Annotated in this window: 15 protein-coding genes; 10 read left to right on the forward strand and 5 right to left on the reverse strand. The window is 63.6% G+C overall.

Annotated elements, in window-relative coordinates:
• The first annotated feature begins 15 nt into the window (after window positions 1-15).
• The gene (locus FR699_RS04020) at window positions 16-945 is read left to right on the forward strand and encodes an alpha/beta fold hydrolase (RefSeq protein ID WP_158854256.1); all 930 of its coding nucleotides are present in this window, start codon (window positions 16-18) and stop codon (window positions 943-945) included.
• Window positions 946-970: 25 nt separating this feature from the next.
• On the opposite strand, the gene FR699_RS04025 is transcribed toward FR699_RS04020, so the two are convergent.
• Entirely contained in the window at window positions 971-1,246 is a 276-nt protein-coding gene (locus FR699_RS04025) for a hypothetical protein (RefSeq protein ID WP_154551655.1), read from the reverse strand.
• Between the two features lie 70 nt (window positions 1,247-1,316).
• Window positions 1,317-1,814 (reverse strand): hypothetical protein, encoded by a 498-nt coding sequence (locus FR699_RS04030; RefSeq protein ID WP_154551654.1) that lies wholly within the window; start codon window positions 1,812-1,814, stop codon window positions 1,317-1,319.
• Window positions 1,815-1,941: 127 nt separating this feature from the next.
• Between FR699_RS04030 and FR699_RS04035 the strand changes: the two genes are divergently transcribed.
• From FR699_RS04035 to FR699_RS04050, 4 genes are all read left to right on the forward strand, one after another.
• Complete coding sequence (locus FR699_RS04035) at window positions 1,942-3,198, forward strand: Glu/Leu/Phe/Val dehydrogenase (RefSeq protein WP_154551653.1); 1,257 nt, start codon at window positions 1,942-1,944, stop codon at window positions 3,196-3,198.
• A gap of 40 nt (window positions 3,199-3,238) precedes the next feature.
• Window positions 3,239-3,718, forward strand: coding sequence for an SRPBCC family protein (locus FR699_RS04040; protein WP_154551652.1), 480 nt, complete (start codon window positions 3,239-3,241; stop codon window positions 3,716-3,718).
• 61 nt (window positions 3,719-3,779) lie between these two features.
• Entirely contained in the window at window positions 3,780-6,284 is a 2,505-nt protein-coding gene (locus FR699_RS04045) for a hypothetical protein (RefSeq protein WP_158854259.1), read from the forward strand.
• Between the two features lie 54 nt (window positions 6,285-6,338).
• Window positions 6,339-7,253, forward strand: coding sequence for a DMT family transporter (locus FR699_RS04050; RefSeq protein ID WP_199268283.1), 915 nt, complete (start codon window positions 6,339-6,341; stop codon window positions 7,251-7,253).
• A gap of 3 nt (window positions 7,254-7,256) precedes the next feature.
• Here the strand turns inward: FR699_RS04050 and FR699_RS04055 are convergent, their stop codons facing one another.
• The gene (locus FR699_RS04055) at window positions 7,257-8,054 is read right to left on the reverse strand and encodes an RIO1 family regulatory kinase/ATPase (protein WP_158854262.1); all 798 of its coding nucleotides are present in this window, start codon (window positions 8,052-8,054) and stop codon (window positions 7,257-7,259) included.
• 91 nt (window positions 8,055-8,145) lie between these two features.
• The gene (locus tag FR699_RS04060) at window positions 8,146-8,679 is read right to left on the reverse strand and encodes a GNAT family N-acetyltransferase (protein WP_158854265.1); all 534 of its coding nucleotides are present in this window, start codon (window positions 8,677-8,679) and stop codon (window positions 8,146-8,148) included.
• A 96-nt stretch (window positions 8,680-8,775) separates the two neighbouring features.
• Between FR699_RS04060 and FR699_RS04065 the strand changes: the two genes are divergently transcribed.
• Complete coding sequence (locus FR699_RS04065) at window positions 8,776-9,186, forward strand: DUF1648 domain-containing protein (protein ID WP_154551647.1); 411 nt, start codon at window positions 8,776-8,778, stop codon at window positions 9,184-9,186.
• 69 nt (window positions 9,187-9,255) lie between these two features.
• Entirely contained in the window at window positions 9,256-9,945 is a 690-nt protein-coding gene (gene nth, locus FR699_RS04070; protein ID WP_154551646.1) for an endonuclease III, read from the forward strand.
• Between the two features lie 51 nt (window positions 9,946-9,996).
• Here the strand turns inward: nth and FR699_RS04075 are convergent, their stop codons facing one another.
• The gene (locus FR699_RS04075) at window positions 9,997-10,491 is read right to left on the reverse strand and encodes a hypothetical protein (RefSeq protein WP_158854268.1); all 495 of its coding nucleotides are present in this window, start codon (window positions 10,489-10,491) and stop codon (window positions 9,997-9,999) included.
• Window positions 10,492-10,641: 150 nt separating this feature from the next.
• On the opposite strand from FR699_RS04075, the gene FR699_RS04080 reads away from it, so the two are divergent.
• The 3 genes from FR699_RS04080 to FR699_RS04090 all read left to right on the forward strand — a co-directional run bounded on the left by FR699_RS04080 (window position 10,642) and on the right by FR699_RS04090 (window position 12,680).
• The gene (locus FR699_RS04080) at window positions 10,642-11,511 is read left to right on the forward strand and encodes a hypothetical protein (RefSeq protein ID WP_233263367.1); all 870 of its coding nucleotides are present in this window, start codon (window positions 10,642-10,644) and stop codon (window positions 11,509-11,511) included.
• A 120-nt stretch (window positions 11,512-11,631) separates the two neighbouring features.
• Window positions 11,632-12,282: a halocyanin domain-containing protein gene (locus FR699_RS04085; protein ID WP_158854271.1), complete on the forward strand. Its 651-nt coding sequence runs from the start codon at window positions 11,632-11,634 to the stop codon at window positions 12,280-12,282.
• On the forward strand, window positions 12,282-12,680 hold the full coding sequence (locus FR699_RS04090; protein WP_154551643.1) for a hypothetical protein: 399 nt from the start codon (window positions 12,282-12,284) through the stop codon (window positions 12,678-12,680). Before FR699_RS04085 ends, FR699_RS04090 begins: the two co-directional genes overlap by 1 nt.
• The last annotated feature ends 1 nt before the right edge of the window (window position 12,681 follow it).

Genomic DNA, 12,681 nt, shown 5'->3' on the forward strand with positions numbered 1-12,681 from the left:
CGCGTCGAATCGCATATGAAGCTTCGAACGGCCCTGGGGGCTGCCATCGGGACCGTCGGTGTGGCAACGGGGATCAACCGACTACTCAGTCGCGAAGCGGGCGAACTCGAAGCGCCGTTCCCGGGCGTCTCCGGGACGTACCACTGGCGCGGCTTCGAGGTCGCGTACACGGAAGCCGGTGACCCGGACGATCCGGACCTCCTGGCGGTACACGGTGTTTCGGCCGCTTCCTCTAGTCGCGAGTTCGTCGACGTGATCGAAGCCCTCTCGAAAGACTATCACGTCGTTGCGCCCGACCTCCCCGGATTCGGTCGCTCGGATCGCCCGCCACTACTGTACTCTGGGTCGCTCTACGAGACGTTCCTCGGTGACGTGATCGACGATCTCGTCGACGAACCGACAGTCGTCGCGTCGTCGCTTTCGGGTGCGTACGCGGCCGCCGGAGCGAACGACACAGCAGTCGAGTCGCTGGTGTTGATCAGCCCGACCGACGAGACGATGGGCGACGGACGGCGGCCCTTGGTGCGGGCGCTGTTGCGATCGCCGGTCGTCGGTACCGGCTTGTTCAATCTGCTGGCCAGCAAGCCGAGCTTGCGACACTTCCACGACGACCACGGCTATGCGGACATGGCCAATCTCACGGACGAGACGCTGGCTTACGAGTGGCGGAGTGCCCACCAGCCGGGCAGTCGCTATGCCCCTGCCTCTTTTCTCGGGGGGTATCTCGACCCCGACGAGGAACTCGGCGAGCACCTCGCGTCTCTCGACGTGCCGATCACCCTCGTGTGGGGACGAGACACCGACACGACCCCGGTCGAGGCTGGACGGGAACTCGCCGACCGGGCGGACGCACGCCTCGTCGTCTTCGAGGACGCGAAACTCCTCCCCCACGTCGAGCATCCCGAGAAATTCGTCGACGTGGTGACTGGCGACTTCGACGCCTGAGTCGACTCGTGAGGAAGCTGAGACGTTACATCCCCATGTCTTTGGCGGGCTCCGGGATCGGGAGCGCCGATGGCTCGACGCCCAACAGTTCTGCGGCGTGATCGACGGCCATATCGAACCCGTAGTACCGTTCGAGTTCGTCGCCGTCGGGGCCAGGCCGGACCTTCAACATCGCGTAGCCCTCGATGTTTTGTGCGATCGCTGCATCGCCTCTCTCGCCCTGGAAAGAAAGAATCCGTTCGCCGTCGGTCTCGAAGTACCGTGCGGTGATCCCACCAGCAGTGAGTGTCTGCTCGGACATGGCCCTCTCTCAGGGCGCGATCATATCGTAGTTGTCGGTCGCTTGGGCTCCCCGTGACACCCGAGATGGCTCAGCGACCCGCGATCCAGCCACCGAGGCCGCCAAAGACGAGTGGAAAGGCGAGCCCAGTCGTCCCGACGATCACGGCGGTGACGAGTGGGTCGGCGAGGAGAGATCCGTCGACGGAGATCGCGAACGCTGGCAGCGAGAGGATCACCATCCCGAGGTACCCGACAGCGACCTCAGCACCACGAACGAAGCCGTCACGGCCACCGTTGGCCCCAGCCCGAAGCGCTGCACGGAAGCCAGCCCAAAACAGTACCAGCATCGCGATCGGAGCGAAGACGGCGGCACTGGCACTCAGATCCGCAGGGACGAGGATGAGTGGCCACAGGTGAAAGGTGTAGTAGAAGACGACACTGGTGGCAAGCAGGTCGAGGAACCCACCGTCGACCGTCGAGAACAGCGCCAGGAAGACGAGTGCGATGGCGACACCCAGAATCCACGCGAGCGCCCCCGTAGCGGTTCCTCCCCGCAGATTGCTTGCATTGTCGATCGCATCCGCCATACCCCTGGGTCTGGGTCCCGTGGGCAAAGTCATTTGGATCCCACCCGATCAATCTCGAACGATCGATAGTCTGGTATGTTGTGTCTATCCCGATGGGCTTAATAAAGGGCAGGGTGAGATTGGACGTATGTCAGATTCAGTCAATCCGTTCGAGAGTCTGCAAGACCAGATCGACGACGCATCGTCGTCGATCGAGGCCAGTGACGACGTGATTGAAGCGCTGAAACGGCCACAGCGAGTGCTCGAAACGAACCTCACCGTCGAGATGGACGATGGCTCTTACGAGACGTTCAAAGCGTTCCGCTCGCAGTTCGACGACGCGCGCGGGCCATACAAGGGCGGGATCCGGTACCACCCCGGCGTCTCTCGGGACGAAGTGAAGGCACTCTCGGGATGGATGGTCTACAAATGTGCCACCGTCGGGATCCCGCTCGGTGGCGGCAAGGGCGGCATCGTCATCGACCCAGCCGAGTACTCCGAGGCGGAACTGGAACGGATCACCCGCGCGTTCGCGACCGAACTCCGTCCGTTGATCGGTGAGGACCGAGACGTCCCGGCCCCCGACGTGAACACGGGCCAGCGGGAGATGAACTGGATCAAAGACACCTACGAGACCGCAGAGAACACGACCGAGCCGGGCGTCGTCACGGGCAAATCCCTCGCCAGTGGCGGCAGCGAAGGGCGCGTCGAGGCAACGGGACGGTCGTCGATGCTGGTCGCCCGCGAAGCCTTCGAGTATCTCGATCGAGACATCGCCGAGGCGACTGTCGCAGTCCAGGGGTACGGGAACGCCGGCTGGATCACGGCCGACCTCCTCGACGACCTCGGCGCGTCCGTAGTTGCCGTTTCTGACTCCTCGGGCGCAATCGAAGCTGCGGACGGTTTCGACCCGCGTGCGGTCAAAGAGCACAAACGCGAGACGGGAAGCGTCGTCGGCTATGCCGGAGCGGACAGCGAACTCACCAACGAAGAGCTACTGACGCTCGATGTCGACATCCTTGTCCCGGCTGCTCTGGAGAACGCGATCGACGGCGATCTTGCAAAAGACGTGAGTGCGGACGTGATCGTCGAGGCCGCAAACGGCCCACTGACGCCCGAGGCCGACGACATCCTCGCGGACACTGACACGCTGGTCATCCCGGATATCCTCGCCAACGCCGGTGGCGTCACAGTCTCGTACTTCGAGTGGGTGCAAAACCGCACCCGGAACTACTGGAGCGAACAGCGCGTCAACGAGGAACTGGAAGACATCATCGTCGAGTCGTTCGACGATCTCGTCACGGCATACGAGCAAGAGAACCTTGCGACGCTCCGCGTCGCGGCATACGTCGTGGCACTCCGGCGAGTCATCGAGGCACGCCAGCAAGCCAGTAGCTGGCACTGAGAGCCCGCGTCGTTTTGTCGAGCGAGTTCGTATGTAACTCATGGCCACCTACAAGCGGTCGGTGCAAGTCGACGCCGCCTTCGACGCCGTCTGGGATTTTCACTCCGCGATCGACGGGCTAGAAGCACTGACACCGGAGTGGTTCAACTTGCGTGTTGAGACAGTTCGCGGTCCGGACGGTGAGACCGATCCCGACGTGATGGATGCAGGCGCGACAGCGGAGGCCTCAGTCCGGCCGTTTGGCGTCGGGCCGCGCCAGCAAATGACGACGACGATCATCGAGCGCGAGCGCGACGGAGACACTGGGTACTTCGTCGACGAAATGTCGGGTGGTCCGTTCGCCCACTGGCGACATACGCACAAGTTCGAGGCTGTCACGGGCGGAACGCGCATAACGGATCACGTCGAATATCGACTTGCCGGTGGCTCGCTCGGGCGCCTCGCCGGCCCGCTTGCCGTCGTCGGCTTCGCGCCGATGTTTCGGTATCGCCACCGACGGACGAAAGCTGCGCTCGAATAGCCGCCTGGAGGGCCCCGGAACTGGGGGCAGAATTTTTGGCACGTTCCCGATAAAACCAACTATGGCCAGCGAGCGACTCCGAGCGTGTGTCGAGAAGATGGACGACGAGGCGCTCGCTGCGGTCGTGTGTGCCGTGCGCCGGGCCGACGGTGACGATGCAGCTGTCCAGACGCGTGGGTCCCACGTTTTCGTATTGTTCAAAGGAACCGACGATTCGAAAGGAGTCGCCTGGATCTGTACAGAAGAAACGCCGACGACCGACCGTCTAGAGAAATTCCCCGCACTCGTCGACGATCTCGGTGCCGATCGCGGAATCGTCACGAACGCGACCGGTGAACCGGTCGACGACGTTCCCGATGGGGTCGAATATCTCGATTTCGACGGTATTGTCGACGCCATCGAGGCAGCGGGCGTGACCGAAACAGTGCTTGCGACGCATGGAGATATCTCCGAGGACAGTGCTGAGGCGGCGACTGCCGCCAAAGAGGTGACGGACACCGGCAGTGACACGCCGGCTCCAGACGATCGAGAACAAGCACAGCCGGAGACCCAGCAGCCACCAGCTGACGAACGGCTGCCCGGAAGCCAGAGTCACGAACCACCTCCACAGGAAGAACGGGCGGAGACGTCACAGCGACAGGACGGGCCACAGACGGACCAACACGTTCGGGACGACCACCCGTCACCTGCACAGTCTCAGCGTGGTGGACAGCCACGGTCACAACAGCCGCCCCAACAAGGATCCCATCAACCACAGGGAGGGCAGCCACAACAGGCTGGTCACCGACAACAGGGACAACCACAACAGGCTGGTCACCGACAACAGGAACAGCCACAACAGGGGATACCCGGAGACGGCGACCGCTCGCCACAGGCTCAACAGCCCCAACGTGGCGGGGAACCTGCCACTCAGCCTCCGGGGAGGAATCCTCCCCAGAGCGGACCTGCTTCTAGCCAGCCACCTCCTGGCCAGCCAAGAGAGGACCAGTCACAGCAGGGCCGGCCAGCCGGCGGTGGCCCGCCAAACGCTGGTCCGAACAGACAGCCGGGCCAACCCGGGCCGGCCAAGGAACGAACCGGACCCAGCCAGGCGTTCGATCGACTCCGCCGGTCGGCACTCCCGCTCGTCGTACTGGTGGTGGTCGTCGGTGGGGCGGCAGCCGCCGGTGCCTGGCAACTCGGATTGATCGGCGATTCCGTAGACGAGCCTGGTGGAACGAACCTGGCAGCACCGTCGGACGGGACGATTCCACAAACCGTCGATTACGTGCTCGCGATCGATCCCGCGGTGACCGACGACGAGGTGACACGAACGCTCGTCGAAACCGCAGTACAGCCCGGCGGGACGCCGTTCGATTCTGTGTCCAGTGGACTCGCACAGTTCCAGGCCACCACGGGCATCGAGCCGAACCGGATCGAACAGGCCGTCGTCTTCGGCCGCATGGAGCAATCGAGACCAGCCGTCGCGATGGAACTGCAGCTTGCTGACCAAGCGTCGCCGCGTTCGGTTGCAGAGACGGTCACGCCGGACAGTGTCGAACAGACAACGTACGCGGGAACGACCGTCTACCAGGCCGGCAAGGCCCGACCGGACGGCGTCGAGCAGTGGGTGACCTCGCCTGCGGAGGGGGTCGTCATCGTCGGGTACGCACCGGCAGTCAAAGATGCACTCGACGTTCGAAACGGCGACACCGCGGCCTGGGACGGCCGCTTGCGCGAACGCTTCGAGTCGATGGACGCGGAGCCGATCCGCCTGGCGACGCGTCTCCCGGCCGAGCAGTTCGGGGCCGACGGGCTCGGTCGAGCAGACGTCCTCACAGCGAGCTACGGGGCGGCTGGTTCGGCTGTCTCAGTCCAGTCGACGGTGTACACGCCGGATCCCGAGACGGCAAGCGCGATCGCAAACAACGTCGACGGAACGATCGGCCCGCTGACCGAGGATCTCCGGGACTCAAACCAGTTCAGTTCCGGCGCAGACGCCCTCGCACAGACGACCGTCCAGCGGGAGGGCTCGACGGTACGTATCGAGATGGCGGCCGATCCGGAATCGGTTGGGACCCTGACGAGTGTGTTGTTACAGACAGGTGGGTTTCTCCAGACCAACCCGACCGTCGTAACTGAAACGAACACGCCGGCCCCGACAGCTGATCGGATTGCGGTGGTCAACACTGTCGGATCGAACATCGAAAACGAATCCGTCGGGACTGTCTCGATGACGGTCAAACTCGCGCCTGGGTCCGGGCCGATCGACGTCACCGAGACGACCGTCCAGTGGGTCGGCTCCAGCGGTACGTACGTGCTGGTCGCCGACGGTGTCGGTGGTGGTGACGGCCAGTTCACTATCGAGGCCATCAAAGACGACGATAACTCGATTCAAAGTTCGGGGACGCTCAACAGTCCCGAAGACCGGGCACAACTCGTCTTTTCGCCCGGCGACGGCTTCGGTGCTCGACTCGACGCTGGAACGCAAGGTCAGCTCACGTTCACCACGGAGTCGGGAACGACCACGACGGCGACGATCGTCGTGCCGGATTCTCTGGCCGGGAAAGACGCGGTTGCATTGTGATTCCAGCTTCGCGACGACAAAACGCGTAAGCCTGCCCGCCACGAGTGCTCGCCCGTGGCCGAGTCGAATGCGGAACTATCTGGCCAGATATCGCCGCTCACAGGGCTGTCCGTGGCAATCGTCGCCGTGAGTACCAGTGCGATCCTCGTCCGCTGGAGTGAAGCCCCCTCGATCGTCGCGGCGTTCTATCGCGTGGTGTTGACGACATCGTTGCTCGCGCCACTCGCGTTCGCTCGCCATCGCAATCCGTTCGCTTCCTTCCAGCGGAGCCACTTGCTCGGGGCGACACTTGCCGGGCTGGCGCTGTCGGTCCACTTTGCCGCCTGGTTCGAGAGTCTCGCCTGGACGAGCGTGGCCGCGTCCGTGACGATCGTCCAGTCACAGCCGCTGTTGGTCGCTGTCGGCGCGGCGCTACTGTTAGACGAACGGGTCACCGGCGGCACCGTCGTCGGTATCCTCGTCGCGATCGTCGGCATCGCCATCATGTCGGTACCTGACCTGCTCGGTGGGGCTGCTGTCGGGGCGGACCCAACGTACGGAAACGGACTGGCGCTCTTGGGGGCAGTCGCGGCCGCGGCGTACGTCCTCGCGGGCCGGTCGATCCGCCAGCGCGTGGCCCTACTGCCGTACGTCCTCGTCGTCTACGCCGTCTGTTCGATCGGGTTACTCGCCGTGGTGGCGGTCCAGGGTGCAGCCCTGTCCGGGTATCCACCACGGGAGTGGCTCCTGTTTCTCGGGATGGCTGTCGGCCCAGGCGTGTTCGGTCATACAGTCCTCAACTGGGCGCTTGCCCACGTCGAATCGAGCGTCGTCAGCGTCTCCTTGCTGGCCGAACCGATCGGTGCATCCGTCCTCGCGCTGGTCTTGCTGGCCGAAGTGCCCGACACCGTGACCATCGTTGGCGGTGTCGTCGTTCTGACTGGGATCTCTCTCACGGCGCGAGCACGACCGAACGGAGACGACCTGTGATCGTCACCGGGTTGCGCGGTTCTCGATCTCGGCTTTGACCGCCCCGGCGTCGAAGTCGTGGTCCGGCCGGATCGTGACGAAATCCAGAAACTCCCTGGCCTGAAGCAGTATTTCGGTCTCGAAGTGCTCTGACGCCAGAGAAACGGCGTCGCGAGGCCCGATCAACGGCGCAAGGACACCGAGCGCACAGGCGAGATCGTAGGCTCTGGCTTCGCCGATACCGTCCCTGACGCTGGTCGCGTCGATGAAGTACAGTTCGCTATCGGCAACCAGAACGTTCTCAGCGCGGAGATCGCCGTGGGCGAGTTCAGCCCCGTGCATGCGATCGAGCGCGGCATAGAGGGTCGGGGCGATCGCTCTCACCGCCGGCTCGTCGAGTTCGCCCAGCGTTCGAAATTCGGGGAGGTATTCGAGGACGAGAACCCCCAGCCCCTCGACTTCGAAGGCCTCCAGCGGTTCTGGGACACTGAGGCCGACGGCCTGCATCTCTTTTGTGGCGTCTCGCTCGTGTTCGGCCATCTGCAGTGGTGTTCCGAAGTGCTCGAAGAAGCCTGCTGTCCCGCTGGTGAAAGCCCCGATGTTCCGGCCTGTCGTGAGCAACGCGTGGACCAGCGAGTGTTGCTCGGAGATGACCTTCACGAAGTACCGATCGTTGATGACCATCGGTGTCGACAGCCAGTTGTTCGCGTCCAGAAACTCCACGCGGCCCGCCGGCTCGTCGTAGCGCTCCAAGACAGCTTTCGCGGCTGCTTCCAGCCGGGGCCAGGCGATCTGTCCTCGTAACAACTGGCGAAGCGCCATATGTAGGCGGGGCGACGGGGCCGGTAAAGGTTTTCTGTCAGCCGACGAGACGCCAGCCACCCCGACGCCGTTCGATCGACGTACCTTCGACTCACTCGCCCGTCTCGAACTCGCTTGCAAGCAGGCCGTAGCGGAACACGTCGACGCGTTCACCGCGCATGTGTGCGTGCTCCCGAAAGGTCCCTTCCTGTTGGAAGCCGACGGATTCGAGCACCCGCCGAGAGGCCTCGTTGCCGGCCAGGACGTTGGCGTACACTTTCTGTAAGCGGCGGTCCTCGAAACTGTACCGGACGATCCGTGCAGTGGCGTCAGTCGCGTAGCCGTTGCCTTGGGCGTCGGGGTGGACGTAGTAGCCCAGTTCCGCGATCCCCCAGGCGTCGTTGAGTTGATTGAGCCCGACCGTTCCGACTGGATCGCCATCAGCACAGATCAACAGATGGACGTCCGCACTGTCCCCGATGGTTTCGATCCACGCCTGTTCCTCGTCCGTGTTCTTCGGGGCGTAGGCCGCCAGCATCGGCCAGACGTCTGGGTGGTTGATCGTCTCGGCGAGGAACTCGGCGTCTTCGGCTTCGATCGGTCGCAGCGTCACGCGGTCACCGCGAAGGAACGTCGGGCCTGGCATGCGTTATCGGTCACTGCTCTGTCGCAAAAACCTATCGACAGGTGTCCACTGCGGGCCGTCGCAACGTTTAGGGAACCTACACGCTAGTCGCCGACGATGGCAAGCTTGAACGGCTGGAGGCGCCTCTCGTGGACGATCGTGGCGCTAACTGCGGTGGGTGGTGTTGCCGCCTGGCCGCGACTCCCCGAGGAGATGGCGATCCACTTCACCGCGGGCGGATCGCCCGACAATTTCGTCCCACGGGCCGTCGGCATCTTGCTCATGCCAGCCGTGATGGTCCTCACTATGGGGATCCTTCGGGCAGGGATGCGTCTGGACCCGCCCGAGAATCACCGGGTCCCCCAGGTCGTCGCAGTTTCGACGCTAGCGTTCATGGGCGTGTTGCATGGTCTCGTGCTCGCGTGGAATCTCGGGTATCCCGTCCCCTTCGAGTACGTCCTCATCGGCACGCTCGGGTGGGCAATAGCCATGCTCGGCTATGCACTCAAGGCCGACCCTCCGTGGTGACGGATTCGCCAGCCGGGGGACCCGCGTGAACCCGACAGGGCAAAGGGAGTCCGGCCCGGCCTCGGGAACATGGGAACGCCACTGGCAGACCGCGAGGAGCAGGCGGCGGTGGTCATCGAACGGTTGCACGAGGAATACCCCGACGCGACGATCTCGCTGACCTTCTCGAACCGTCTCGAGTTGCTCGTCGCCGTTGTCCTCTCGGCTCAGTGTACCGACGAGCGCGTCAACGACGTCACCGAGGACCTCTTCGAGAAATACGAGACGCCAGCGGACTACGCCGAGGCCGAGGAGGCCCAACTGGCCGACGACATCTACGGTATCACGTTTCACAACAACAAGGCTGGATACCTGAAAGGAATCGGCCAACGCCTCCTCGAAGAGCACGACGGCGAGGTCCCGGACACGATGGACGCGCTGACGGCTCTGCCTGGTGTGGGGCGGAAAACAGCCAACGTCGTCCTCCAGCACGGCCACGATGTCGTCGAGGGCGTCGTCGTGGATACGCACGTTCAGCGCCTCTCCCGGCGACTTGGATTGACCGACAACGAACGCCCGGAAGCCATCGAACCAGACCTGCAGGAACTCGTCCCGCGAGGGGACTGGCAAGAGATTACACACCTGTTTATCAGCCACGGCCGCGAGGTGTGTACGGCACGGTCGCCCGATTGTGACGCGTGTCTGCTCGAAGATCACTGTCCCTCATCACAACTGGATCGCGACGTCGATATGGCCAGTGGCGAGCCGTGGGATGCCTGAGTTGGCTCGGAACGTAACGCGACGGTGATTGCTCCGAAGCAACCAGGATCGTCAGCCCAGGATATCAGTGTACTTGGACACGTATCGAGCGACACCAGTGGCGTAGGCCAGCAGCCAGAGCACCGTGTAGCCGACGACGCCGATCCGCAGTCGCGCACGCCAGTGGCCAAGGTCTTGAGTCGAGTCGTCGAGTGCATCGAGGTCGAAATCGTCCGCCTGGCGAAATTCAGTCGAGGCCCACTTCGCGCGCAAGATCCGGACGATCCCAGTCGCTGCCAACAGGAAGAAGGCGTAGGCTTGAACGCCGAGGAACGCGTGGACGACAGCCAGCCCAGTGTACTGGCTCCAGAATTTCGGGATCATCCAGCCCACGAGCGGGACTGTCGTTAACAGGAGACCCAGGCCGACGACGACGAGGTGTCGTTTGAGGATGCGCCAGGTGATCGGGTCACTGACGATCATCAACCAGGCACCGTACAGAAAGCAAGGCAGGCTAAGCGTCACCGAAACGACGACCAGCGCCGCGATCGTGCCAGATCCGACCATCGGGGGCCTTTCGGCGGGCAGTCGCTAAAACGTGCCGAAGCCGGGGCCGATCGCTGCCCGACCATCGACACCGGCACGGGCCACGAGACTGTCCCAAACTGGCCGACGACGACCAGAACCGGTAAGCCGACGGGAGTCTAACGTCCCCCAATGACCCCCGCCGAGTCCGCTGACGACGAGCACGGCGGTGACGAGCGGCCAGTGGGCGATGGGACTGCCGAGAACGGGGCTGGTAGCGATGCAGCCGAGGGAGACAAGACAGCGACAGGGGCCGGCGACGACGGGGACCCATCGCTGGCAGAACTCCGTGAGCAGGTCGAAGACGAGTACGACTTCGACTCTTTTGGCCCAGCCGAGATGGCCGACATGGAGCCCGAAGAGTGGGAAGCCGCGTTCGATCCGGACACCTGGATCACAGGCGAGAAGCTCCTCGAACGGCTCGAAGCCGACCTCCGCCAGCGGGTCGCCGATCGGGACGTCTTCGCCCGGATCGAGCGCGAAGAGAAGCGGCTAGTAGCTTACTCCGACGAGAGTTACGCGATCGTCCATCCCGACGGGACCGTCGAAGGCGAAGGGACCGTGCTGCGAGACGTCAAACCGTCAGTGGCACTCTGTTCGATGGACTCCTACGAAGTGCCTACTCCTCCGGACGGGGAGCTGTTGCCAGCGCCCGAAGACGTCCGGGAAGGAGACGGTGAACTCGGGAACATCGTGGTCCAGCTGCTGGCAATGGCGCAGTTACTCGCCGCACTCGCGTTGCTAGGGTTTGGCGTGACTGGTGGCAACGCTATTGCGTTCGTTGCCGGTCTCGGGTTCCTCGTGATTGGCCTGCTGTTGCTTGCTGTGGTCGCCAACGCCCGCCTCTCGGACGCTTTCCGGGCCGAACAGTACCGGGATCGCCTTCGGGCAATGGGAGAGGCTTCCGACGAGCGGCCAGCGTTCGTCCCCGATTCGGGCGAGACAGTCCCGGATCGGCCATCGGGTGCAGCAGGCGGCGAGCAGGCCGCTGATGACGCTTGAGAATGTCTCACGAACCCGCTCGCCAAGTCTGCAGTCAAATCCGGCCGGATAACCGGCAAAAGGCACCGAGATTGGGGCTTCCGGTGGGTTTATACAAATACGCCTCTCAGCATGTTGCATATGCACAGGCGGGAATTTCTGCGATCGGCGGGCACGGTCGCCGGCGGCACGGCGGCCGCCGGCGCAGCAGGTTCCGCCGCCGCTGCCGAGGACGGTGACGGTGGTGGCGGCGGTGGCGGCCAACCGGATTACGGCGGTTGGCTGTCCGACGTGGGCAACTTCTCGGCGACCGAAGACTTCCGTGGGCAAGACGAGGTGACGGTGGAAGTCGGCGTCGAGGGCAACGGCGATTACTGGGCGTTTGGCCCACCGGCGATCCACGTCGACACGGGAACGACCGTCATCTGGGAGTGGACAGGCCAGGGCGGCGGCCACAACGTCGTCGGCGAAAACGACGATTACTCCTCTGGCCCCTCGACGGGCGAGGCCGGCACTACGTTCGAACAGACCTTCGACGAACCAGGTATTTCCAAATACTACTGTGATCCCCACCTCTCGGTCGGGATGAAAGGTGCCGTCGTCGTCGGTGATGACTACCCAAGTGTGTCAGCCGGGGCTTCGACGCCAGTCAATCCCGAGCACATGGGAGTCCCCATTCAGGCACACTACGTCGGCATCGCGACGGTACTGGGGATTTCGGCGTCGCTGGCGTTTACGTTCTACCTGCTCAAGTACGGCGAAACGCCCCATTCGAAAGGAGGGTCAGACTGATGTCCTCCTCGGGAAGCACGTACGGCGACATTCATCGGTACGAACCACCACGGGAAAGTACGGCCGCAGCGCTCGCTATCGTGTTACTCACGGTCGTCGAAATCATCTTCGTGGGCGTCTTCACCTACGGCCTGATCAAGGGCTGGGGGATCGCCTCTCTGGACGGCGGCTTCGGGAACATGTTTCTGGGAACGGTCATGGCGGCCATGTTCGTCAACCTCGCGTTCATTCTGCTGTTGTACCGCAAGGAGTTCCTCCCGGACGTCATGATCGTCAAGAAGCGACGCCGGAAGTGGGAGGACCTCTACATCCGCGAAGATGACGTCGACGGCGAATCGATGACCGACGGGGCGACCGAGAGCCTCAAACGCGCACTCTATCCGTACATGAAACGATAAC

It is taken from the genome of Halorhabdus sp. CUG00001 (assembly GCF_009797925.1).
Lineage (GTDB): Archaea > Halobacteriota > Halobacteria > Halobacteriales > Haloarculaceae > Halorhabdus.